This is a genomic window from Limnobaculum xujianqingii (assembly GCF_013394855.1).
Lineage (GTDB): Bacteria > Pseudomonadota > Gammaproteobacteria > Enterobacterales > Enterobacteriaceae > Limnobaculum > Limnobaculum xujianqingii.
The window spans coordinates 1201761-1227041 of the sequence record NZ_JABMLK010000002.1 but is presented as its reverse complement, the minus strand read 5'-3'; the positions used below and the strand labels follow the sequence as shown (position 1 = coordinate 1227041).

General features: G+C 44.4%; 23 protein-coding genes and 1 tRNA gene. 11 read left to right on the top strand and 13 right to left on the bottom strand.

The features are described from left to right. The first annotated feature begins 40 nt into the window (after positions 1–40). Positions 41–988 (top strand): ribose-phosphate diphosphokinase, encoded by a 948-nt coding sequence (gene prs, locus GOL65_RS19605; protein ID WP_047781175.1) that lies wholly within the window; start codon positions 41–43, stop codon positions 986–988. Between the two features lie 171 nt (positions 989–1159). Here prs and ychH read toward each other — a convergent pair whose 3' ends face one another. Then, a complete protein-coding gene (gene ychH, locus GOL65_RS19600; RefSeq protein WP_140917843.1) occupies positions 1160–1444 on the bottom strand; it encodes a stress-induced protein YchH in 285 nt (94 codons plus the stop codon). A gap of 306 nt (positions 1445–1750) precedes the next feature. Between ychH and pth the strand changes: the two genes are divergently transcribed. Then, positions 1751–2341 (top strand): aminoacyl-tRNA hydrolase, encoded by a 591-nt coding sequence (gene pth, locus GOL65_RS19595; RefSeq protein ID WP_140917844.1) that lies wholly within the window; start codon positions 1751–1753, stop codon positions 2339–2341. A gap of 91 nt (positions 2342–2432) precedes the next feature. Here the strand turns inward: pth and GOL65_RS19590 are convergent, their stop codons facing one another. After that, positions 2433–2681: a GlsB/YeaQ/YmgE family stress response membrane protein gene (locus tag GOL65_RS19590; protein WP_130591517.1), complete on the bottom strand. Its 249-nt coding sequence runs from the start codon at positions 2679–2681 to the stop codon at positions 2433–2435. A 397-nt stretch (positions 2682–3078) separates the two neighbouring features. Here GOL65_RS19590 and GOL65_RS19585 point away from each other — a divergent pair, with 397 nt between their 5' ends. Further along, positions 3079–3315: a hypothetical protein gene (locus GOL65_RS19585; protein WP_140917845.1), complete on the top strand. Its 237-nt coding sequence runs from the start codon at positions 3079–3081 to the stop codon at positions 3313–3315. Positions 3316–3318: 3 nt separating this feature from the next. On the opposite strand, the gene GOL65_RS19580 is transcribed toward GOL65_RS19585, so the two are convergent. Then, a complete protein-coding gene (locus tag GOL65_RS19580) occupies positions 3319–3549 on the bottom strand; it encodes a hypothetical protein (RefSeq protein ID WP_140917846.1) in 231 nt (76 codons plus the stop codon). 741 nt (positions 3550–4290) lie between these two features. On the opposite strand from GOL65_RS19580, the gene GOL65_RS19575 reads away from it, so the two are divergent. Next, the gene (locus tag GOL65_RS19575; protein ID WP_456152046.1) at positions 4291–4986 is read left to right on the top strand and encodes a RipA family octameric membrane protein; all 696 of its coding nucleotides are present in this window, start codon (positions 4291–4293) and stop codon (positions 4984–4986) included. Between the two features lie 268 nt (positions 4987–5254). After that, positions 5255–6997 carry an arginine--tRNA ligase gene (gene argS, locus GOL65_RS19570; RefSeq protein ID WP_140917848.1) on the top strand — a complete coding sequence of 581 codons (1743 nt, stop codon included), beginning with the start codon at positions 5255–5257 and terminating at the stop codon, positions 6995–6997. A 119-nt stretch (positions 6998–7116) separates the two neighbouring features. Here the strand turns inward: argS and murJ are convergent, their stop codons facing one another. The 3 genes from murJ to rimJ all read right to left on the bottom strand — a co-directional run bounded on the left by murJ (position 7117) and on the right by rimJ (position 10135). Further along, positions 7117–8652: a murein biosynthesis integral membrane protein MurJ gene (murJ, locus tag GOL65_RS19565; protein ID WP_140917849.1), complete on the bottom strand. Its 1536-nt coding sequence runs from the start codon at positions 8650–8652 to the stop codon at positions 7117–7119. Between the two features lie 212 nt (positions 8653–8864). After that, complete coding sequence (locus GOL65_RS19560) at positions 8865–9539, bottom strand: YceH family protein (protein ID WP_140917850.1); 675 nt, start codon at positions 9537–9539, stop codon at positions 8865–8867. Positions 9540–9550: 11 nt separating this feature from the next. Next, positions 9551–10135, bottom strand: a complete 585-nt coding sequence (gene rimJ / locus GOL65_RS19555) for a ribosomal protein S5-alanine N-acetyltransferase (RefSeq protein WP_140917851.1) — start codon at positions 10133–10135, stop codon at positions 9551–9553. A gap of 141 nt (positions 10136–10276) precedes the next feature. Between rimJ and mdtH the strand changes: the two genes are divergently transcribed. Next, positions 10277–11482, top strand: coding sequence for a multidrug efflux MFS transporter MdtH (gene mdtH, locus GOL65_RS19550; RefSeq protein ID WP_140917852.1), 1206 nt, complete (start codon positions 10277–10279; stop codon positions 11480–11482). Between the two features lie 93 nt (positions 11483–11575). Next, the gene (locus GOL65_RS19545; RefSeq protein WP_140917853.1) at positions 11576–12145 is read left to right on the top strand and encodes a lipoprotein; all 570 of its coding nucleotides are present in this window, start codon (positions 11576–11578) and stop codon (positions 12143–12145) included. Positions 12146–12210: 65 nt separating this feature from the next. On the opposite strand, the gene rlmG is transcribed toward GOL65_RS19545, so the two are convergent. From rlmG to GOL65_RS19520, 5 genes are all read right to left on the bottom strand, one after another. After that, positions 12211–13386, bottom strand: coding sequence for a 23S rRNA (guanine(1835)-N(2))-methyltransferase RlmG (gene rlmG, locus GOL65_RS19540; RefSeq protein ID WP_140917854.1), 1176 nt, complete (start codon positions 13384–13386; stop codon positions 12211–12213). 1 nt (position 13387) lies between these two features. After that, positions 13388–13954 carry a TorD/DmsD family molecular chaperone gene (locus GOL65_RS19535; protein ID WP_140917855.1) on the bottom strand — a complete coding sequence of 189 codons (567 nt, stop codon included), beginning with the start codon at positions 13952–13954 and terminating at the stop codon, positions 13388–13390. Positions 13955–13989: 35 nt separating this feature from the next. Next, positions 13990–15669 carry a DUF4139 domain-containing protein gene (locus GOL65_RS19530; protein WP_140917856.1) on the bottom strand — a complete coding sequence of 560 codons (1680 nt, stop codon included), beginning with the start codon at positions 15667–15669 and terminating at the stop codon, positions 13990–13992. Positions 15670–15734: 65 nt separating this feature from the next. Next, on the bottom strand, positions 15735–16472 hold the full coding sequence (locus GOL65_RS19525) for a phosphatase (protein ID WP_140917857.1): 738 nt from the start codon (positions 16470–16472) through the stop codon (positions 15735–15737). Positions 16473–16540: 68 nt separating this feature from the next. Further along, entirely contained in the window at positions 16541–17479 is a 939-nt protein-coding gene (locus GOL65_RS19520; protein WP_140917858.1) for a 2-hydroxyacid dehydrogenase, read from the bottom strand. Positions 17480–17693: 214 nt separating this feature from the next. Between GOL65_RS19520 and GOL65_RS19515 the strand changes: the two genes are divergently transcribed. After that, a tRNA-Ser gene (locus tag GOL65_RS19515) sits at positions 17694–17781 on the top strand. Positions 17782–18079: 298 nt separating this feature from the next. After that, positions 18080–19069, top strand: a complete 990-nt coding sequence (locus tag GOL65_RS19510; RefSeq protein WP_140917859.1) for a hypothetical protein — start codon at positions 18080–18082, stop codon at positions 19067–19069. Positions 19070–19205: 136 nt separating this feature from the next. On the opposite strand, the gene GOL65_RS19505 is transcribed toward GOL65_RS19510, so the two are convergent. Then, the gene (locus GOL65_RS19505; protein ID WP_140917860.1) at positions 19206–21272 is read right to left on the bottom strand and encodes a DUF4139 domain-containing protein; all 2067 of its coding nucleotides are present in this window, start codon (positions 21270–21272) and stop codon (positions 19206–19208) included. 136 nt (positions 21273–21408) lie between these two features. Next, a complete protein-coding gene (locus tag GOL65_RS19500; protein WP_140917861.1) occupies positions 21409–22344 on the bottom strand; it encodes a LysR family transcriptional regulator in 936 nt (311 codons plus the stop codon). A 135-nt stretch (positions 22345–22479) separates the two neighbouring features. Between GOL65_RS19500 and GOL65_RS19495 the strand changes: the two genes are divergently transcribed. Further along, a complete protein-coding gene (locus tag GOL65_RS19495; RefSeq protein ID WP_140917862.1) occupies positions 22480–23904 on the top strand; it encodes an aspartate ammonia-lyase in 1425 nt (474 codons plus the stop codon). 69 nt (positions 23905–23973) lie between these two features. After that, entirely contained in the window at positions 23974–25278 is a 1305-nt protein-coding gene (locus GOL65_RS19490) for an anaerobic C4-dicarboxylate transporter (protein WP_140917863.1), read from the top strand. Positions 25279–25281 lie beyond the last annotated feature (3 nt).

The following is a 25281-nucleotide window of genomic DNA, read 5'->3' as shown; positions in this document are numbered from 1 at the left end:
CGATGATATCTTATCTGGATGCAAGCCTGAGGTTCTTCTCGTGCCTGACATGAAGCTCTTTGCTGGTAACGCTACGCCGGAACTAGCACAACGTGTAGCCAATCGTCTTTATACATCTCTTGGGGACGCCGCTGTAGGCCGTTTTAGTGACGGTGAAGTGAGTGTTCAAATTAATGAAAACGTACGCGGTGGCGATATTTTTATTATCCAATCCACCTGTGCACCAACCAATGACAATTTAATGGAATTAGTCGTTATGGTTGATGCCCTGCGTCGCGCTTCTGCTGGTCGTATTACCGCGGTAATTCCTTACTTTGGTTATGCCCGTCAGGATCGTCGTGTACGTTCTGCCCGTGTACCAATCACTGCTAAAGTTGTTGCTGACTTTCTTTCCAGCGTTGGTGTTGACCGCGTTTTAACCGTAGATCTACATGCTGAACAGATTCAAGGGTTCTTCGATGTACCGGTTGATAACGTATTCGGCAGCCCGATCCTGCTGGAAGACATGCTGCAACAGAATCTGGAAAGTCCGATTGTTGTTTCTCCAGACATTGGTGGCGTAGTTCGTGCCCGCGCTATCGCTAAACTACTTAACGATACTGATATGGCTATCATCGATAAACGTCGCCCGCGTGCTAACGTTTCTCAGGTGATGCATATTATTGGTGATGTTAACGGCCGCGATTGCGTTTTAGTTGACGACATGATTGATACTGGTGGCACCCTGTGTAAAGCAGCTGAAGCACTGAAAGAGCGTGGCGCTAAACGTGTATTTGCTTACGCGACTCACCCGATCTTCTCAGGTAATGCCGTCGATAACATCAAAAACTCCGTGATTGATGAAGTGGTGGTTTGTGACACCATTCCACTATCTGCTGAAATTAAAGCGATTAATAAAGTTCGTACGTTAACGCTTTCCGGCATGCTGGCTGAGGCTATTCGCCGCATCAGTAACGAAGAGTCAATTTCTGCCATGTTTGAGCATTAATTTCTCCACATTGGCTAAAAGTTGTCTAATGAAAAAAGCCCGTTATTCAATATTGAATAACGGGCTTCTCAATTGATAAGCATCATGATGTGTATGCCTATATGATAGTTAATGAATATTTACAACACCCTACCGTTCAACCCTTTAGCTTTTCTAACACAAAGGTTTAACCTACAGATGTTTATGGCGATATCCGCATCTGCGAGCACCGTTATCGCTATGTTTTATCCACCAGTAGCGATCTGCAACCCGGTCACGCCCACCAATACGAGCCCCAACCAACCACACCAAGGCACCAACAAAAATTCCCATTACGGGTATATGGGCCAGGTCTCCCGGTAAAAGTACCACATCCTTCAGATGGCCAACGATGGTCAGGCCTACGCCCCCAATCATTGAAACCAAACCTAGTCCCATTAGGATATTGCCGAGTAAAACTGCGTTTCTGCGTTTCATAGTACCCTCCACCAAAAGCTTGCTGAAGTGATTTATCCTTACTTTCACTATGAGTATAGACACGCAAATACATTATTTGTGTGGCTACGATCACAGCTTGGCCAATAATCCTTACAATTTGCTTACAATTCATTAGATAGCAAATTTAGCAATTTGTGCTAAGGCAATAACAACGCTTTGTTGATAGGCACAGCGCTTCAAACGGGCAATCTGGCGACAATTTTGTAATTCACAGGACTAAGGGTAAACTACCTCGCTTGTTATTTATCTTCCCGATACCATCATATTGTTTTGTAGGAATTAACTGTGAGTAGTATTAAATTAATCGTTGGTTTAGCTAACCCAGGGGCTGAATATGCTCAAACTCGCCACAATGCCGGTGCCTGGTTCGTTGATCTGCTAGCCGAGCGCAATAACCAACCGTTAAAAGAAGAAGCTAAGTTCTTTGGCTACACTGCACGCCTGAATATTGCAGGTAACGATATCAGACTGTTGGTTCCTACCACTTTTATGAATTTAAGCGGAAAAGCAGTGCTGGCTATGGCCAATTTCTTTCGAATTGCCCCCGACGAAATTCTGGTGGCGCATGATGAACTAGACCTTCCTCCCGGTGTTGCTAAACTAAAATTGGGTGGTGGTAATGGTGGTCACAACGGTTTGAAAGATATCGCAAATAAGCTGGGAAATAACCCTAACTTTTATCGATTACGAATTGGTATTGGGCATCCGGGTGATAAAAATAAAGTTACCGGATTTGTTCTGGGTAAACCACCGGCTTCGGAACAGAAGATGATAGATGACGCTATCGATGAAGCCGTACGTTGTACCGATATTCTAATCAAAGAAGATATAACTAAAGCCATGAATCGGTTACATGCCTTTAAGGCTACAGCATAATTGTCAGTTGGGGTTTACCGGCAAATAATGCAGAGATATAAAAAACATCAGCCGCTAAATTAGCGGCTGAAATTATTCAATAACTAACTGATTAGCTTTTGATTTTACGGTAGATAAACAGAACTAACAGCGCACCAAGAACGGCAATCACCAGGCTACCGATATTGAAACCATCGACAGTACCGAAGCCGAAGAAGGAACTGATATATCCACCAACTAATGCACCAACAATTCCCAGAATAACGGTTACGATAAAACCACCACCATCTTTACCAGGCATGATCCATTTAGCCAGAATACCTACGATTAAACCTAATACAATCCAAGCAATAAAACCCATATTCACCTCCAAAAAAAATCCATTCCTGTCAGACTAGCTGTTCATACTCTCCCTTAATTCGGTTAATTAGCCGAACAGCTTTTTCCTTTATGTTGCTACCTGTTAATGATAGTTGTTACTTGTCTAAATTTCTATTTTTGCATGTAATTTCAACAGAATAACCTTTACCACTCATTAATCAATTAAGTTTAATTAACTGATATATATAGATTATTATTTAAATGGTTATCAGATTGATTAAATCGATAAAAATACGCTTCATTTCTTTTTTCTTTCACAGGCGTGTTAGCTCAGGATGATTGCTCAACATTGAATCAATTATCTTTATCCATCCGGATTTAACTTTTTCTAATAATTACCGCTTTAACCAATAGTGATGACATGGATTGGAGTCAATATGAACAGATTGGAAGTTAACGGCCACATTGTCACTGTATTTAATGGCAATATTAGCTTTGAGGTCGACATACTGGATGGATTTGTGATTTATGGAAAAGGTTCTAAATATCTGCTAGCAGAAATTCGCTACCGTCGGTTTCGTTTATTAACCGAACAGCCCTTTAATACCTTCAGAGAGGCTGTTGAACAGCTGGAAACACTAACCCGACAATTAGCAGATAATTATCGGGTATAAAATCTATCTGTCACAAAAAGCAGACCATGCTTCTTCGGATAGCTGATGAATACGGATAAACTTTCTGGTTTTACACAAAGAGCGTCTGAGTGCTTTCTTTGCCTGTTCCTGTTTGATACGCGTTGCAGGATGGCTAATACGCCGGGAAGCTCTTAATGGTGTGCCCAGAATAACTACGCTATAGCATATATCAGTATTAAGCCCGTCACTGGTAATCTCATGATAAAACTTCATAAATAGTGCATTCCTGATAACTCTTGGTATTGCACTAGTATAGCGTTTATAACGGCATAATAAACCAGATAAAATCAGTATCACCAATTCTGCCGTCAGGCTTTATAAGCAATCAGCTAACGCTACCCTGCTATCTTACGTCTATAACTAAACTCGTATTTAGCTATTTCAATATTCAATTAATCAAATAATACCAAATGTGCAATATCGACTATATTTTAAACTCTATTTCAGGGTTAAATTTACCTGCTATAAAAACTCATCATTAGTGATATAGATGATCCATTTCATTTATCAATCATATCCCGGTAACATCAAATTTTTCGCATGTACAATAATCGTCCTGAAATGCCACTGAATTCAGGCTTATCAGTCAGTTCGTGGGACACGAAATCACCCTATCGTGCCTGTTTCATCATGTAAATAATCTATTTTGAGCACCATAATTGCTTTAAAGCAACACATTAGATTAGCTTTAATGCATTCTGCGACACAATTACCAGAATTATTATGCAATATATATATAATTACACGGTAAAGTCACATCACTAAAGAATATTGTTGCTTAAACCTAACAAACAATACAATTTAATCCCCATTTAATGGTAAAATATGCATGTAAAAAACTGTTAAAATCCAAACTGTAGATATGTGTTATTCACGCAGGCGTTCTGTATTGACCATTGAGTCTTGACGCCTGTTCAGGTAAGTTGTAAGGAGTATATCTATAATGGATGATAGATGAACATGCACTTAAATAAAGATACGGTGCATAAATCCGAGGATGCACACGTGTGCAATGATTTATGTCACTTGACAAGAATGTCGCTCAAGCACGCGCATAATTTGAAAAAAGCTGAAGCTCAGTCTTACTGGCAGCGCTGTATGCTTTTTTTTGCTATGGGTGCCATTATCACATTGTTTTTTGGCATTGTATTTTTCAGTACCTCGACGCTAATCACCTACTTTATTGAAATGGTGATTTCGATTATGGGTATTACAGTTTCTCACGCCTGGTATCGAATTACGGTTAATAATAATTACTGGCATAAGAGCTGGTATCGTCATGTCAGTCAGTTAGAGAGTCAACTGGCCGAATGTTCCAAAAAACCGGTTCGCATGATCTCTGAGCTTAAGTCTAATCAAAATAACAACACGACTCTGCTGCTCAATAAAACACTGAATGTTATATTCTTTGTCTTTTGGTGTGTGTTACCGCTCATCTCAGTGGTAAAATTCTTCTATTACCTTGTTTATATCAATGGTGTTTCCCTCTCTTTGATGAACACTCTGTTCTTATGTATTCCTTTCCTGATCATGGTATTTCTGTCCATTGCTATAAACATATTCTTATGTATGTTCTCTTCCAAAGATGATGCCGAAATAGACAACAAAGAGCTGGATATCGCGCAACAGTACAAAACAACCAACAACTGATCTCCCCGATACGTTAATAGTTTAGTTTCTGACCGTTTGATATTTATCCCTGTCAATTGCACAACCAGAATACCTTCTGGTCAAAAAAACGTTTTGATATCGCACTCTTCCCCTGCACTAAAGCTGACGTAATCCATAAGATCGGGTATTATTCACCGGTTTTCTTTAGAAAGTGGTAAGCCTGCGTCGATTAGAATGTTATAACGGCGCTCATCGCTTGCTGCTGTTTTTCGCAGAATTATATAACCAGTCGTAATAAGGTAATCCGGTGAATATACAGGCTCTTTTATCAGATAAAATTACCCAGGCACTCGTTGCTGCTGGCGCACCGGCAGATTGTGAAGCGCAAGTGCGTCAGTCTGCCAAAGCACAGTTTGGTGATTATCAAGCCAATGGCATTATGGCCGTAGCGAAAAAGCTCGGTCTTCCTCCTCGTCAATTGGCTGAGCAGGTATTAACCCATCTGGATCTCTCCCCCATCGCCAGTAAAATCGAAATAGCGGGGCCAGGATTTATTAACATCTTTCTGGATCCTGACTGGCTGGCGTCCAAGGTAGAGCTGGCATTACAAGACGATAAATTAAGTGTCACCCCTGCCCATAAACAGACCATCGTGGTTGACTACTCCGCGCCAAACGTTGCCAAAGAAATGCACGTTGGTCACCTGCGTTCTACTGTCATTGGCGATGCGGTTGTACGTACGCTGGAATTTCTGGGCCATAACGTTATCCGCGCCAACCACGTTGGCGATTGGGGAACTCAGTTTGGCATGCTGATTGCTTATCTGGAAAAAATGGAAAATGAGAACGCGGATAATATGACTTTATCCGATCTGGAAGCGTTCTATCGTTCTGCTAAGCAGCATTACGATTCCGATCCGGTTTTCGCTGAACGTGCCCGTGAATATGTGGTGAAGCTGCAAGGTGGTGATGAGTATTGCCGTTCCATGTGGCGTAAACTGGTCGATGTGACCATGCACCAGAATATCCTTACTTATCAACGTCTGAATGTTACCTTAACCGTTGGTGACATTATGGGCGAAAGTATCTATAACGCGATGCTGCCAGGTATCGTGGCAGACCTGAAAGCCAAAGGTCTGGCGGTTGAAAGCGAAGGTGCAATTGTGGTTTATCTTGATGAATTCAAGAATAAAGAAGGTGAACCTATGGGGGTTATCGTCCAGAAAAATGACGGAGGCTTCCTGTATACCACAACCGATATTGCCTGTGCTAAATACCGTTACGAAACCTTAGGTGCTGAGCGCATTCTTTATTACATCGACTCACGCCAGCATCAACACTTGATGCAAGCATGGACCATTGTACGTAAAGCTGGCTATATCCCTGACAGTGTGACGCTGGAACATCATATGTTTGGCATGATGTTAGGGAAAGATGGTAAACCGTTTAAAACTCGTTCTGGCGGCACCATTAAGCTATCCGATCTGCTGGATGAAGCTATTGAGAATGCGGATGCTAAGCTGCACAATCTGATTCTGGAAAAGAACCCGGACATGCAGCCTGATGAGCTAAAAGAAGTGATTAACGCTGTTGGTATTGGTGCCGTTAAGTACTCTGATTTATCTAAAAACCGCACCACGGATTATGTGTTCGATTGGGACATTATGTTAGCGCTGGAAGGCAACACCGCGCCTTATATGCAATATGCCTATACTCGCGTAGCCTCTATTTTTAAACGTGCTGGCATCGATGAAAGTAAGTTAACAGGCAAGTTAAAGATCGTTGATGAGCGCGAAAAAGCGCTGGCTACCCGCCTGATGCAATTTGAAGAAACCCTCTACGCCGTAGCTCGTGAAGGTACACCGCATGTGATGTGTGCTTATCTGTACGATGTGGCAGGTCTGTTCTCAGGTTTCTATGAAAACTGTCCGATTCTGAATGCTGACGATGAAAGCACACGTCAGAGCCGCCTGAAATTAGCCGCGCTTACTGCTCGTACTCTGAAGACAGGTCTGGATACATTGGGTATTCAAACGGTTGAGCGTATGTGATGTTGTTCTGATGATTATAATAAAGGCGCCATCGGCGCCTTTATTGTTAATGGTAATTTTGTTATTCAGTTTCTGTTTTTATCCGGCAGAATCTGGCTTTCAGCCAGCAAGCATTCTGCCTAAGCTATCCGACGGGCAAAATCCCTGATACGAAAGCCTAATAATCCCAAGGTGCCAAAATAGGCTACAACCCCAACAGCAACCACCAACAACAATCGCAATATACGCATCAGCATGCTACCGATATCCCAGGCGGGCATAATATACACCATGCCAACCAACGCCGCGGTCATTACCAGAAGTGCAATTATCAGCTTCAGAAAGAAAATACCCCAACCAGTTTTTGGCTGAAAATATTTACGTTTTTTCAGCTGCCAAAACAACAAACCGGCATTAAGACAGGCAGCAACACCAATCGACAGAGCTAAACCTGCATGCTTAAACGGACCAATAAAGGCCAGGTTCATCAGTTGGGTGGCTATCAGAGTGACAATAGCAATTCTGACTGGTGTTTTAATATCCTGACGAGAATAGAAGCCCGGGGCCAAAACTTTAACTAAAATCAATCCCATCAGACCAACCGAATAAGCAATCAGCGCCTGACGAGTCATCATCGCATCATAGGCACTAAATTGCCCATACTGGAACAGCGATTTAATTAATGGCTCAGAGATAACCCCCAGCGCTACCGAGCAAGGTAATGCCAGTAAGAAGCAGAGACGTAAGCCCCAGTCCATCAAGCCAGAGTACTCTTCAGCATTACCACTGGAGAAACTTTTGGCTAATGAAGGTAATAAGATAGTCCCTAACGCAACCCCCAATACCCCTGATGGCAGCTCCATTAAGCGGTCAGCATAATACATCCAGGACACGGAGCCCGACGCCAGAAATGAAGCGAAAATGGTATTAATGATCAGCGAAATTTGACTCACTGACACGCCGAGAATAGCGGGCCCCATCTGTCTCATAACACGCCAGACACCACTGTCTCGCACATTAAGACGAGGTAACACCAACATGCCAATCTTTTTCAGATGCGGTAATTGATAGAGTAATTGAAGGATTCCACCCACCACCACGGCCCAGGCCAGCGCCATAATAGGAGGATTAAAGTAAGGTGCACCAAATAAAGCAAAACCAATCATACTCACGTTTAACAACGTGGGGGCAAATGCCGGTACGGAAAAACGGTTCCAGGTATTAAGGATTGCTCCCGCCAGCGAGGCCAGCGATATTAACAAAATATAGGGGAAGGTAACCTGTAGCAGTTGAGTCGTCAGAGCAAACTTATCTGGTTCATCGGTAAATCCCGGAGCAGTAACCCAAATAACCCACGGAGCAGCGACAATACCCAGAAAAGTCACCAGTGCTAATACCAGAGTTAACAGGCCAGAAACATAGGCAATAAAGGTTCTGGTGGCCTCTTCTCCCTGTTGAGTTTTATATTCCGCCAAAATAGGAACAAATGCCTGAGAGAATGCCCCTTCGGCAAAAATACGTCGTAGCAAATTTGGTAACTTAAAAGCGACAAAAAAGGCATCCGTTGCCATTCCGGCACCAAATGCCCGCGCCACAATCGCATCACGGGCAAATCCCAAAATACGTGACACCATAGTCATTGAGCTGACTGCGGCAAGTGATTTTAATAAATTCATGTAATTAAACGATTCTTATTAATGGCATCGCTGACTGTGCGACGGCTGACTGAGGCGTAGTGTACGGTTAGTCTGTTGAATCACCAATCTAAAAGCGTATAAAAATGTGATTTTCATCCTGAATTATACATTGTCAAATACAATTCAGGATGAAGGTAATGATTTAATTAATTGATTTAAATTGATTTTATTTTTAGTGACAATGTCACCGGTTAACCAACTAAAATCTCAAGTTTTTCGTTCAGTTCTGCCACTTGCTGTTTCAGTAAGGCAACCTCGGCCTCTAACTGTTGTACCCGTTCCGTTAACTCTTCAGAGGCTTCTGACGATCTATTCTCTGATGCAGAACCAGTTAAACTAAAAGAAGCTGCATCTACTGGTCCACAGAATAAATGAGCATAACGACTCTCTCTTCTACCTGGTTCCCGTGCCAGCTTGACAACATAAGGGCCATCTTCCCGATTGGATAACCCTTCCAGCACCTGCTCGACTTCACTGATATCCGAGAACTCATACAATCGATTGGAACGGGTTCTCAGTTCACCCGGAGTTTGAGGACCGCGCAATAACAGCAGACAAATAACCGCTAACTCAGCTGCCGATAACTTAAAATCACCAAACTCGGTATTACAAAAGCGATGAACATATTTAGCAACCCGACCACCAATGCCACTGGCAGTACGTACCAGATACTTTTTTTGCAGGCTGTCCAGCGTTTCCTGAATATCCAACTCACTTAAATCCATTACTGGCTCACGGCTGGTTTTCTGGTTACAGGCTGTCATTAAACCGTTTAGTGATAAAGGATACTGATCGGGTGTCGTCACCTCTTTTTCCAGCATGCTGCCAATAACCCGGGCTTCACTATCCGTTAATTGATATTTCATCTGTCGACTCCTTAAATCGCCGGTTTCCAGTTAGGGTTTGTCAGGGCCATCATCACGTGATCCTGCCAGTTTCCATCAATTCGCAGATACTGTTTAGCATACCCTTCACGCTCAAAACCTAATCGTAATAATAAATTCCCACTGCGCTGGTTATGGGGCATATAGTTAGCCATTATCCGGTGCATTCGCTGTTGGTTAAGCATATAGCGTAATGCTGGCTGTAACGCTTCATACATTAATCCCTGGCCTTCCCACTTTTGCCCAAGTGAATAACCCAGAATACAGGCATGAAAATCTCCCCGAATGACATTGCTAAAATTTGCAACGCCTCTGACCTCTTTTTCATCGGGATCGAGTAACAGGAAATAATAAGCATTGCCCTGCTTATGCAACTCATTAATCAGATTTAAGCGCACCTGCCAACCAGAGGGATAACAATAACTCTGATCGCGTACCGGTTCCCATGGCTTCAGGAACTCTCTATTCTCGGTATAATAGTCTGCAAGCCGGTAGGCATCACGTTCGCAGGCAAGACGTACCGTCAGACGATCCGTCGTTAATGATACCTTAGGAACATTCGAACGATAGCCAAACATCCGGAACCCCTTATAAAAATGTAAAGACAGCATTAAATGACAAAGATAGTGTACTAAATTGGTATCGTTATTCAGTAATAAAGTTCAAAATAGCGACAGAATTCCCCCTTCTTTATTTATTTTTTCGCTGACGGTGAAATTATGCCTCGGGTATCGCGAGTCAGAAGCTTAGGTAAGTATTTTCTATTATTAGATAACCTGCTAGTTGTTCTTGGTTTTTTTGTTGTTTTCCCGCTAATTTCAATTCGATTTGTAGACCAGCTTGGCTGGGCCGCATTAATGGTCGGTTTAGCTTTGGGACTACGTCAGTTTCTGCAACAAGGATTGGGGATTTTTGGTGGCGCACTGGCAGACCGCTTTGGAGCCAAACCGCTGATTGTTACCGGGATGCTGTTACGCGCAGCAGGCTTTGCAACCATGGCATTAGCGGATCAGCCCTGGATTCTGATTTTTTCCTGTGCCCTTTCGGCTTTTGGCGGCACGCTGTTTGACCCACCGCGAGTGGCATTAGTCATCAAATTGACCCGTCCCCATGAGCGCGGTCGTTTCTATTCGCTGTTAATGATGCAGGACAGCGCCGGTGTAGTGATTGGCGCACTATTGGGTAGCTGGTTGCTGCGCTACGATTTTCATTGGGTTTGCTGGTTTGGTGCGGCATTCTTCGTACTGGCCGCCGCATTAAACGCATTTGTACTACCGGCTTATCGGGTTTCCACTTCGGTACGCGCTCCGATCATGAATGGGATTAAAGCCGCAGTAAAAGACAGCTACTTCCGTCGCTATGTGCTAACCCTCACCGGTTATTATGTGTTGTCCATACAAGTGATGTTAATGTTGCCTTTACTGGTAAACGAAGTTTCAGGTGCGCCAGAGACAATTCGTTGGATGTATTTAATCCAGGCTATTCTCTCACTTTCCCTGCTCTATCCTATCGCGCGCTGGAGCGAGAAATACTTCCGCCTCGACCAACGTTTAATGGTGGGTTTACTGTTAATGACCTTTAGTCTGATGCCGCTAGGGTTTGTACACTCCCTTTCCGGTATTCTGGCGCTGATCTTCTTTTTCTATCTGGGTTTAATTATTGCTGAACCTGCACGGGAAACCTTAAGCGCCTCGCTGTCAAACCCACATGCTCGTGCCAGCTATATGGGTTTTAGTAAATTAGGTTTAGCTTTCGGTGGTGCAATTGGCTATACCGGTGGCGGGTGGCTGTATGATATCGGGCATGAAATGAACCTGCCTGAAATCCCCTGGTTGCTTTTAGGCGTAGTCGGGATAATCACTGCACTGGCACTGCATCGTCAATTCTCTCCGGGGAGTATGAACACCAAAGCCATGGCATCATAAAATATTCTGAACGGAATTAGGTTTGCTCTGTCTATAAAGGAATTGCTACTCTATAGCGTAATGGACTGTTTGATTGATTATATAAGGGTGAGTATGTTTAGAATTTTTTCCCGCGTTTGTGCAGTACTGGCTATCGGGCTGCTGTTTGGTTGTAATCAGGTTTCTCAATACGCTTTAAGCGAGCAATCGATTAATAAATATTTGTCTACCCATACCGATAAAGCATCGCGCAGCTTTAACCTGAGCGGTCTGGTTAATGCCGATCTATCCCTGAATAATCTGAATGCCAAAATTGGCCGCGATACGCCAAATAAGGTAACGCTAACCGGGAATGCCGTGTTCGCTATCTCCTCTATTTTGGGTAATCAGGACGCAAATCTTCAGTTAACCATTAATGCCCGCCCGGACTTTGACCCGGTAAAAGGAGCGGTTTATCTGAAAGATCTGGAACTGGCAGACTATGACCTGAAAACCACTCAGGGCGCAGTGAAAAATGTGAAAACCTTTATTCCATTACTGAATAGTGCACTACAACTCTATTTCAATGACCAACCGGTATATGTTCTGAATCCTGCTAACAGTGCGTTAGAAGCAACGGCACAAAAACTGGCGAAAGGTATTAAAGTAGAAGAAGGCAAACTGGTTTTCGACTTTATTAAATAGTGAATTTAAAGCATTAAAAAAGGCGCATCCGGAAAATCCGATGCGCCTTTTTATTATTCTTTAACTCAGCTTTGTCGGCTCTTTCTTGGTGCCTTTACCGAACGTAAAATCACAAACTTCTTATTAGAGGCCAGCAATTCGCAGTTGCCAAACAGACGCTTCAGCTTTTGATGATATCCCAGATGGCGATTGCCAATAATACGCAGCTCACCACCAATTGCCAGACAGCGTTTGGCATCATTAAACATTTGCCAGGCAATATAGTCCGTTACTGAATGGTGTTGATGAAACGGTGGATTACACACGATCCCCTGCAAACTATTGCGTTCAATATTTGCCAGCGAATGGTCAGCTTCAAAGAAGCAGCGTTCAATATCCTGTGGTCGGTTCTTTTCTACGTTTAACCGGCTCGACTCTACCGCCATAAAAGACTCATCGCGGAAAATCACTTCAGCTTGCGGATTCTGCGCCAATAAACCAAGCCCCAGAACCCCATTACCACAGCCTAAATCCACCAGTGTTCCGGTTAAACCTGACGGCAGATGTTCAGAAAAGAAACGGGCGCCAATGTCCAGAGAAGTACGGGAAAATACATTAGGATAGTTATGGATAAGATAATCTGTCCCATCCAGAGGCCAACTGACTAACTCATTAAAGGGCGCAACGTCCGGTTGGTTAAACTGACAGAAAATCAGACGCGCCTTTTTCCATGCCAGACTGGTATGGGTTGGACCAAGAACCTTCTCAAACAATTGCAGTGTGGAGGTGTGAATATCACGAGTTTTCCCTGCGGCAATAATTTGGGTCTCTTCCCCTACTACTTCCCGCAGCGCATACAGTTGCTGTTCCAATAGTGCCAGCGCTTTAGGGACTTTGATCAACACCACCGCAGGTTTATCTGATAGCGGCGTCACGCTATCAATAAAGCTAACGTTATCCGCTGACAGATTGTTTAGCTGCAAATTACGCAAGGTTGCCAGCTGGCTAACGTAGGAATCGCCGTAACTTATCGGATGGTATTGATGCAATTCACAGGCTAAAGCACCAAAAGTATCATTAAGAATCAGCACTGGCCCTTGCGCCAGTTTTTGCTTATCGACGGTATTAATCAGATATTCGTCTGCCGCATCCCAGGCCTGTAAACTACTGGCGGTATCAAACTCCGGATAGCGGGCTAACAACAAATGGGCAAACACCGAAGGTGCCAGTTCTGATTCATCATTGTTAATGGCAGTTTCCATCTTATTCATTTCCTTCATCTGAGGAAACTTCAGCCAGTTCATCGCGCATTGCTTGCAGCGCTTCCCGAGTCACCATGGATAAGGTGCGGAAGAAAGTCGTTGTGGCATGGGCTTCAACTTTACCCAGAAAACGCCCGCACCACGGCAGTAAATGGTCATCAAACAGCGCCAGCTGAGCCTGAACTTCATCAGACTCCAGTGCGTTATCTTCAATCCATGAAGCTGCCAGTAATAACAGGCCAAAATGATCGGCAGGTGCGTCAGTTAACGGCATACCACATTGAGTCATAAATGCACGCGTTGCGGCTTCCTCTGCGCCATCTTCGTAATCAGAAGCATATGGTGAAACGCTGCCCTGTACGGCAAACATCGCCTGATAGTCCGCCTCCAGAACCTTACGATCTAATCCCTGTCCCATACGGTCCAGCAGATCGTCTTGCTCCAGCGGCCAGTGTTGTTTCAACTTGCCATCTACTATCAGAGCAAACAACGGATCCAGAACCGGATCCTGAGAACTGCGATAGAACAGTGAACCCAGAATACGGCAGACTACAGAAAACTCATTCATCAAATTGACCTGTTAACTTAAGTAAAAAACGATAATTATAAACCAATAACCTGCTGATCTTTCGGATACTTCACCGTATAAGACAAGCCCAGTTTACGTAATTCATTTGGCGTCAGATCCAGCGACCACTGCACCTCGCCGGTATTTTTATCAAAGGTTGCGCCGTCATACTTCAGCCCTTCAACGGTAACGGAAGCATCTTTACTGACGGGAACCTGATCCTGCACCACCAGTTTCACTGGTTCTTTGCGGGTATTCTTAATGTCCAGCGTATAGGTATATTGCTGGCTGACTGAGTTACCAAAAAATTCAGCTTTTCCTGTTACTTGCTTTTCATTTTCCCGCGTTACTACAATCTTCTTATCCCGGCCTAAAGAGAGGTCCAGCGTCTCTTTAACCCGGCGGATATCAATATATCCCTGTCCTACAAACGAACCCTCAAAGAAAATATTGGATTTTCCTGGCAGCAGGTTTAGTTTCTCCCAGTCTTTTAGCTGCACCTGCAAGAAGGCATCAGGCTCCAGTTTAGGCACCACGACATAGCGATAGTCACCCTGAACGTCCACCTGTTTAATCAACACTGAATGCCCTTTGCCATCGGCGGCAATATTATACGGTAAAGCGATACTAAAACGAGTATTCACACCACCAACATCGGTAACCACATAATCAGACAGCGGTTTGGATATCTTGGATCTCTTCTCAGCAGCGGCCATCTGTGCTTCTCTTGCCCTGTCCTCCTGCATTTCCATCACAGGTGCAGGCGTCGCCATTGGCATTGGCGCAGTCTCATTTCTCTCATATCGGGCACTTTTCGACGACAAAATTGGCTGTCGATACAGATCAACATACCACGGGGAGAGTCGCGGTGCCTGAGCGCCTTCGCTTGGATTACCGGTAGAAAGGGTCAGATTAACTTTATCCCAGTTAATGCCGCTATTCTGGAACACATTAGCCTTATAGCCCAGTTTTACTGGTTCAGTAATGCTATCAACCCGAACATCATAGGTAGGAACCCAGCCCGCTGAGTTAATGACATAGGAAAGTTTAATATTGCTGGATGCCGCTTTCGGTGCATAAAACTTCACTACCACCTGATTAACCGCCTGAGCGCTTTTCTGTTGGGCTTCTTCCAATTGATTGTTCAGCTTATTAATGTTCTTTTCAACTTCGACCATCTTCTCTCTGAGGTCGATATCACTCATTAAGAGTTCGTTCATTTTGCCATTAACTAACTGTAGCATTTGGCTTACTTGTTCAACCGAAGTACCTTCTTTCTCATTGCCCAGTGCGCGATTGCTCTCCAACACTGCCAGTTGAGCCTGAATCACCTCACGTTGTACGTTCAGTTTGCTTTGCTCACGGACTTCCGCTTCAATTTGTTTCTTCAGTGACTCTACTTCAGGCGAGACGTTTTCACTGAGAAAATCCCGGCGTATACCCGATGACTGAACCACTACGCCGTTATCTGCTTCAACCATCAGACTCTGTTCATTCAAACCAGTAGCAATATTGGTGAAGATCACTTCACTCTCACCGGCAGGCAAGGTTACTTTTCCGCTGTTAAACAGCTCAGCACCGCGAATAAATACAGTAACATTATCTAACGTCATCTTTTCTGTGAGAGTATTAGCCTGAGCGGATACGGAACACGCCAGTGCCACGGCGGCACCCAGTAGCGTGGTTTGGAAACGACCGGAAGTAATTAATGACATAGATATTTATCCTTAAATATTAATGAATTTCGTTTAACCGCTCAGATAACAAATTACCCACAGGCTTAAAGCGAAGCCAGCTCAGGAATTGGCTTTTTACCGTGTGATTCCAGGAAGTTTAGCAATCTCCGTGGCGTTACATTAAGAATTCTCTCTTCCGGAAACTCAATGTCCTTTAATACTTTGAGAGAATGATCAAACCCACCCAAAGCAAATGCCACATGGGAATCTGAGCCCAACGCCACCCAGCCTCCTGCATCACGAATGGCTTTTGCTACTTCAATGCAGTTTTTCTCACTGCCCAAACGAGAGTGGATAAATGAAGAGTTGTTGATTTCCAGTGCAACATTATGTTTAGCCGCAGCCTGCGCCACCGCCATAATATCGATAGGATATCTTGGATTCCCCGGATGACTAATAATATGTACCTTACCGCTGGCAATCGTCGCTATCATCGCCTGTGTATTCTCTTCGCGACTCATGGGTTGTAGTACCGGTTCATGGAATCCGGCGATAATCAGATCTAACTGCTTATCCATCTGCTCATCACAGTCGGTTTCACCTTGCAGGTTTTTGATATTCGCTTCAATGCCATACAAAATGCCAACACCATCCACCATACGAGGAATTACAGCCATATTCATAAAATGCCAGCGGTGCGGCGCATCAGCCATATCTGGCCCGTGGTCAGTGATAGCAAACAGCTTGATACCTTTCTGTTTGGCGATGGCAAAATAGTCACTTACCGTGCTATAAGCATGGGTACTGGCTACGGTATGGGCGTGTAAATCAACCGGGTACATAACAAACTTCCTTCTTTTATTGCTGTGCTGGTAAAACGTTTCTAATCCACTTCCTGTTTGGTTATGGATCAATATCCTTTAATAATATCAACAATACCGCTGATTGGCTCCCCAGCCTGAAAGGCCAGCAACCGACTGCAAATTTGGTCCATCGTAGTTTGTGGCTGTGTAATGGCTGAAATATGCGGCGTGATGGTAATTTCCGGGCGCTGCCAGAACACATGTTGTCGGGATAATGGCTCTGAGGCAAAAACATCCAGCGTTGCAGCTTTTAACTGGCCGCTATCCAGTGCTTCTAATAAATCAGCCTCAACCAAATGCGCTCCCCGGGCAATATTGATCAGATATGCCCCTTTCTGTAATTGGTCAAACAACGCTTTATTCAGTATACCTTGAGTATCCGGTGTTCTGGGCAATAAATTCACAATAAGACGGGTTTGGTTAAGAAACTCAGGCAACTGTTCTGCACTGTATGTGGTTACGCCATCAATGTGCTTTTTGCTTCTGCTCCAACCGCGTACTGAAAAACCAAAGGATGACAATCGTTGTGCCACACTGGCGCCTAAAATCCCTAACCCCATGACACTAATGGTGAAATTTTCATAGCTATGCGGCTCCAGAAACTGCCAACGACTTTGCTGCTGTAGTCGTTGATAATCATCCAGACGACGGAAATAGCGTAATACTGCCGCACTGGCATACTCCTCCATTTGGCTTGCCATACCCGCATCTTCCAGACGAACCAGCGGAACACCTGATGCCAGCATCTCAGGGCGCTCTCTCAACTGAGCGACAATGGCATCGACTCCTGCTCCTAAACTGAAAACTGCTTTTAAATCTTTACGTCCCGCCAGCATTTCATAGGGCGGCAGCCAGACAATGGCGTAATCTGCCGGTTGATCGTCTCCCGGTTGCCACACTCTGATTTTTGCACCGGGTAAACGAGCAGGAATGCCTTCCAGATAGGGTTTTGCATCATTATAAGGGTGATAGAAGAGAATATTCATGGCAGCTCCAGAAGATAAAAAATTTGCAGAATCAGAGGGTAAGTGTGTAGCACTCCCCTAATCTACCTGATTCTGTCCGCAGACATAAACGTCAATTTGCCGATAGCTTAACCAAATAGCTCAAGAACTTGAATTTATACTTGACCGAACTCCGCCTTCTCCCTATAGTAGCGCCCCGTTGCAGTGAATAATCCTTGCTGTAACCACAAAATTTGGTGAGGTGTCCGAGTGGCTGAAGGAGCACGCCTGGAAAGTGTGTATACGGCAACGTATCGAGGGTTCGAATCCCTCCCTCACCGCCATATTTAAAGACCTGCTTTTTAGCAGGTCTTTTTCGTTTCTGAAGCTATAACCTACTGGTTTATTTTCATTCTCTTATATAAGCCTATTTATTTGTCACTTTGTACATGATACAAAAACAGCCATGAAGGACTACATAGAACCTGTCTGACATGGGATGTTTACGCCACTCTGTTTAATTGCACTCAAACTACGACGACATTTCATCAGCACATTTTTACTGATGAAATTTTCGTGTACCAAAACTGACTTAAGCAAATGACAGTGCCGGTGTCATGGAACTCATTGAAGGGATAAAAAATGAAAATCATATATGGCTTAGCGATATCTGCACTGTTATATAGCAGTACGTTACTGGCTTATGAACTGGACATCATTCCGGGCGTTTCTGTTGGCCCGGTAACCTCCCTGACTTCTGAAGCTGATTTGATTGCACTTTTGGGCAAAGAACAGGTTAAACGAGAGAAGATCGAATTACCCGAGAATGACAAAATGGAAGTTACCGTTCTTTTTCCTGGCAATAGTGAAAAAGAGCTTCAGATCTTCTGGAACACACCGTTCATCACTCCTGGTTCGGTTCAGATTATAGGTACTGTATGGAAAACACCTGAGGGTATTCATCCGGGTATTTCCTTGAAAGAGATGGAACAAATCAACCAATCCAGCTTTAGGCTTTCCGGGTATGAATGGGATGAGGACGGTGCAGTGACCAGCTATGGTAAAGGCGTGCTGTCTAAATATACCAATATGCTATTTATCCGATTTAATGATTATGATGCATATGGACGTATTTCTAATGCTGAACTCGCAACTATTATGAGTGATAGTGAGGATTTCAGTTCCAATAATGATGTTTTGCAGAAGATGAATCCTTCTATTAAAGAGATGTTTATCAATTTCAACAAACCAGGAAGTGCTGGATACGTATATATTCCTAACGTACTTGGTGAGTGGAAAATTATTGATGGTGTTTGTGGTAAAGTCTGTACCATGGATAATGCTCAAATTAGCACGTACAAAGGAAAAATTATTCAGATAACCCAAGGTTCCTACCTGTCGCCTTTTGTTAATCTGAATTCCTGTGGTTTAAGTTATTACTATGAAATTGAGCCATTTGTTGAATGGCTGGATAATAACCCTTATATCACCTCTCTCAATTTAAAAACTGACACTATTGCGGTAAATAACTTCAGCTGTTTGAATGATTCAGTGAGATTTATTTCGCTGGATGATAATAAAACGGCAGTTATTGGCTGGGAAGGCGTGCACTTTAAGTTACAGATGCAATAAATTGAGGGTGTAGCGATGGTGTTTTACTGTTTCAACACCATTAGCTAGATACCATAAAAAACTGAACCGCCACAAAGTAAATTATGGCGGTTCGGAGCCTGATGTAATAACCGGATAATTAACGCATTACCCTTGTTTAATTGCTGTTTAACCAGACTTTTAATGCTACATCTGCTTTAGCCTTTTTGTCTTTCTCTGCCTCTATCTGACTTAGCAAACTACTCATTTTATCTTCCTGCTGCTCCATCTGCTTCAGGTAACGTTTTTGCAAATCACTGCCATTGGGTACCTGAGCAAGATTTTCCCGCAGTCGTTGCTGTTCAGAAATAATAACTTCACGCGAGTCTTGCAAGCCGGCAATCGCTTCATCAGCATCAATAGATGGCTGGCGCATATTGGCAATCTGACTGAATATCTTTTTAGTACCATCATCCATTGACCCGTTATGGATAATGGTCTTCATGTAAAAATCCAGACTGTTTCGATCGATACTTTGCATCTGTTCAAAACTGAGAGACTCCAGCTTGACCGACTCGGTGACAATATTGAGCGTCTCTTCCTTACCTGCATCAAGGGAATGTCTGATGCGATATCCGTTCTGAATCAGGCTAATACCACTGGCATCCGCTTTGGGTTCGACCAGTGTTTCATTTGCACGACGCGGTATATCAAGCACCACAATACGCTTCTCTTTGGCCGACGACTTCATTCGATAAGTTGTGGTCTGGCGTACAGAATTCTTAATCTGTACCACGCCATTCTTCACTGAAGCCGAATACAGGTCTTTGGTGGTCGGTGCATCACGAATAATACGAACGTTTAAATCAGAAGCAAAGCCCACTAACCGCTTCTCACCCACGGGTAACGCACCAATCTGCCCATCGCCTAAGTATGTAGTGTCTCCGACACCATCGTAAAAAGTAATAGCCCCCGGAGGAAGTCCGGTTGTACTCTGGTTGGCAATTTCAACGGCTACAATAGGTTTATTATTGTTTAACAAGGTATGACGTACTGCTGGAATATCGCGATCGATAATTGGCGTCATCATGGACTGACCAGAAGCAATCGTCTGGAGCTCAGGAAGTTTAAGCACGATCTGACTCTGATTTTCTATCGCTTCTGCCTGAGGGGCAGCCTGAGAGGTCCAGGTCTCTTTTATCTCTCTTTCTTCCGCGGCCTCATCACGCGCCGCCAGAGCAGCCGGCGCAGCCATAAACTGCCCACTATTTAATTGAAGTTGTTTTTCTTCTGTACGGACAAGCCTGTTGTAGCGGCCCTGCCCCATTCTGCCATCAAGTTCCCCACTATCGATAACGGGAAGCTGTTGATTTAGCGTTTCTACGGGAACCACCGGGCGATTGACATAGTAGGACTGATAAAGCGGCTGGCGAAATGCGATCGGGTTTCCGGAAAGAAGAGTAAGCTCAACGTCTTTCCAGTCTCGTCCGCTGGTATTTTCCAAAATCGCCCAGCCCTGCAAATGAGCACGGTCATCTTTACCCAACTGGGCTCGGTAGGCGACTTTCCAGATTGGCGTGCTGGCAACATAGCCAATTTTCACCTGACGCTTACCTTTGCCGGACAGAACGATATCCAGCTGGCGCGGCCCACTTTCCTGAGCTGCTGCCGTCAGTGTTAAAGCCTGATTAATTTGATTACGAAGTTTTTCATCTTCAAAACGCAGAGACTGAACATCCTGTAAAATAGCCTGTTTTAACCCTTCGTCAGTAATCAGTGATACACGATAGCGGTTCTGCGTACCTCCCTTATCATCCAGTGCCACCGTTTCAGCTTCTACCGACATTAACTTCCCTTTTATCGAACGGGGGCCTTCAATTGACACCTCGGCACCGCGTAACTCACTCAACAAACGTGCCGGAGATTCCAGTGAGGCCGGTGTAAACAGAAAATCACGAAATCCCTTTTCCAGAGGCTCATTATCCGGCATACGTACGGATACAGCGCCACCGTTAGCACCATCAATAGTCATACTTTTCAAAACATCATCTATTTGATCGCGCGGAATGGAGAGTGTCAGCGTTGTTGGCCCCTCGACATCCGTTTCATACTCAAAATAACCAACCCCGGCGCTGGATAACATTACCCGCTTTAACGGTGGTGAAGTATCAGCACTGGCCGAAGACAGAAATACCGGAGAAGAGAATAGAACCAGAAAACTCAGACTCAAAGAACTCAACCGCATGGAACCTCCTTATTGCCGCAGAAACGAAGTGTGGAATACCGTGAAAAGGGAAGGGTCAGGATAATCATCAATTCTCAATATAAACAGATGTACTCATTCAAATAAAGCAAATCACATCATATGGCAGCAAAAAATCTCACCGTGGATACATCCACGGCCAACGCTCCGCCATATACTCATCAATCGTCGCTTCAACCAGTTGCTTAATATCTGTTGTAAATGAGGGGATAAAACTTTCCAGTTCCCCTTCCCTGCATAATATCGCCATTTTGCGACTCAAACCGGGAGCTGGCAGTGGATTGCAATTCAGCGATGACAGCAGGCTAAAGTCATTAGCAAGAAACATGGGCGTTGCCAGCGTCCATCCCTGTCCGGAGGCAATCATGGACAAAATGTGATCCGCCCGCGCCAGCTCAAACTGAATATTTGGCTTGAGGTTACGCCATTTCAACCAGTTGAGGGTTTGTGCCCCTGTCGGTGTCCAGTTTGCATAGGCAATATAGTTGTGACGTTTACATAGCTGTTCCAGAGTCTGCTCCGGCCAGCCTATTGGCGTTACCGCAAAGAATCTTTCGGTGATTAACGGATATAAAGAAAGCGACTCTGGAACATCACCATGAATCATGGTGACAATCACATCCAGTTTGCCGGACTGTAAGGCGGCCAGCAGTTCAGGTGCCGTACCGGTTATCTGACTCACCTTATCCACTTTAGGCTGCAAGTATTTTAAAATTTGCAGCCCGGCAATGGCGACCACTGAATCCACCAATCCCAGTCGTAAACGCGGTAGTTTTCCACTATCAATAGTATGCAACCAGTTTTGCATTTCACCGCATTCGGACAAAATTTTCATGCTAAAACGATAACATTCATGCCCCAATAATGTCGCCTTCACCGGGCGGTTTCGGCGATCGATCAATTGGCTATCTAATGATTTTTCCAACTGCAAGATAAGCTGTGAAACAGCAGATTGTGTCTGATTTAGCTGACGGGCAGCAGCGCTAAAAGATCCGGTATCAATCACCGTAATAAAGGCTCTTAGCTGATGTAAATCAAAGGTAACTTTCTTCATATTTACGCCTATTATTAATATTTTTAATAGTAATCATTATATTCTTAACTGCTGTTCCGTAGCCGATCTCCCTCTCATTTTCGATAAAAACCCTGCCACATAATGAACCCTGTCAATTCAAGCAGGAGTTTATTTATGAGAACCGAAACAGACTTATTAGGAAATATGATGATACCGGATGATGCCTATTACGGTATTCAAACGGAGCGGGCCCGGATAAATTTTGCGGTATCCGGTAAAACAGCGGTGGATGTACCTAATTATCTTTGGTCCATTGCGGCAATAAAACGTGCTGCCGCCGAAGCCAACAGCAAAATTGGTGCGTTAGATCCGACCATTGCTAAAGCTATCATTCAGGCTGCAACCGAAGTCATGGAACACAAGTTCGATGACCAGTTTCCTATCGATATTTTTCAGGGCGGTGGCGGCACTTCTACCAACATGAATATGAATGAAGTGATTGCGAACCGGGCCAATGAAATTCTGACCGGTAGCAAAGGTTACGACGTTGTTCACCCTAATACTCACGTCAACATGTGCCAGTCAACCAACGATGTGATCCCTGCGGCAATGAAAATTACCTGCTGCCTGAATCTGGTGGATTTAATCTCTACAGTGAGTCACCTCGAAGAGATACTGGAACAAAAAACTAAGCAGTTCGCTCACATTGTTAAGCTGGGAAGAACCTGCCTGCAAGATGCCGTGCCTATGACACTAGGCCAGCAATTTAGTGGCTATTATCACCAGATTAAGCGCCTGCACCAGTCGCTGACAGAAGCCCGTAAACAAACCTTCCCGTTACCATTAGGTGCCACCGCCATTGGTACCGGTTTATCTACCCAGCAGGGATATCTTGAGCACGTTTATCCTCTGTTACAGCAAATCACCGGAGAACCCTTTGTTGCTGAAGAGAATTTCTTCGATGGCTTACAAAATGGCGATAGTTACCTTGAAGTAGCCGCACAAATTAAGAAGCTGGCGGTATTTCTGTCTAAGATGTCGACGGATTTTCGCCTGCAGGGTTCCGGCCCCAGAGCTGGCTTTAATGAGCTATTAATACCCGCCGTTATGCCAGGTTCCTCCATTATGCCGGGGAAAATTAATCCGGTTATTCCTGAGTTAATTAACCAAATTGCCTATCAGGTGATTGGCAACGATCTCAGCATCACTATGGCGGTTGAAGGTGGTGAACTGGATCTCAACGTATGGGAACCGGTCATTATTAAAGCCCTTTTTGAATCCTGCGGCCTGTTAACCAATGCCATCCCTATTCTTATCGATAAATGTTTGCTGGAGCTGCAACCCAATATTGAGGTGTGCCGCCGTTATGCCGAACAAAGCACCGCGTTAGCCACCGTGATCTCAACCCTGTTTGGATACAAAGTCGGCAGTCGGGTTGCTATTCAGGCTTTTGAGCAGAACCTGAGCGTTCGCGAAGTGGTGATTGCTGAAAAAATCCTGACCGAATCACAAGCTGATTATTTGCTCGACCCAATGACCATGTGCGATCCCGCAGCCAGTGCCGCTGCCATTCATCGTTATCACCAGGAAAATTCATAAGATCAGATGGCCCCTGTTAAGGGGCGTCTCCACAGCCACTAAATTATAACAATAATAAGGAAAATCATTATGTTAATACTTGAGATAGTCATACTGCTTGGGGCGATAGTTTTAGCCGCTCGCCTGGGGGGCATTGGCGTAGGATTAGCAGGAGGACTCGGATTAGCCATTGTCATTTTTATCCTTGGGCTACCGCCAGGAGATATCCCCATCGCGGTGATGCTAATTATCCTGTCAGTTATTCTGGCACTATCCGTCATGCAACAGGCAGGCGGCATGGGCTATATGGTTAAATGCGCCGAAAAATTATTAAGAAAGCACCCTCGCTATATCAATATTCTGGCACCGGCAACGACCTTTGTGTTAACCACGCTGGCGGGAACGGGTTATACCGCCATGTCGGTACTTAACGTTATCCAACAGGTGGCTAAAGAAAACGGTATTCGCCCAAGTCAGCCGCTAAGCTCTGCGGTGGTCGCCTCGCAAATCGCCATTACCGCCTCACCAATATCAGCAGCTACAGCCGCCATGTATGTGGTAGTTGAACAAATGGGCGTCAGTTTTGGTTCGGCTTTATGCGTTATTATGCCTGCGGCAATATTTGGTTCTGCCGTCGCTGCGTTTGTTGCCAGCCGTCAGGGGATCGAGCTTAAAGACGACCCTATCTATATTGAACGTGTAAATAAGGGATTAGTTAACTTTATACCGCCAGAAATAAAACTGGTTGAAGCCACTAAAGAAGCCAAACGTTCAGTGTGGATCTTTCTGGCAGGAGTTTCATTTATTGTCCTGATGCTACTGTTTAAACCGCTTATCGGTCACAAATTGGGATCTCAGGATATCATTGTCATTACTATGCTCCTGACCTCGTTCATTATGGTATTAGTTTGCAAAGTAGAGCTAACGACCATAAAGAAAGCACCTATTTTTCAGGACGGCGCAGAATCGTTAATTGTGGTACTGGGCATCGTCTGGCTAAGTGCGACCATTATTGGCGTCCATATTCCTGAAATAAAAGTCGCGGCTGGAGAAATACTGCAGGATTATCCTGCGCTGCTGGCGGTGGTGTTTTTCTTTACCAGCGCCCTGCTGTTTAGTCAGGGAGCTACCAGCGCGTTATTAATTCCTATCGCCGCATCGCTACACGTAGATGCCGCAACAATCTTAGCCAGCTTTGTTGCCGTCAGCGCTTTGTATATCACCAATATCTATCCCACAACGGCATTCGCTATTGCAACCGATGACACCGGCTCATTTTTGAGTAAAAAGTGGAATGGTTGCTTTATTATCAACCATCCTTTCTTTCTGCCCGGTCTGTTAGGGATTGTCTGTGCCATTCCGGTAGGGTTTATGCTGGCAAATCTGGTTCTCTGACTG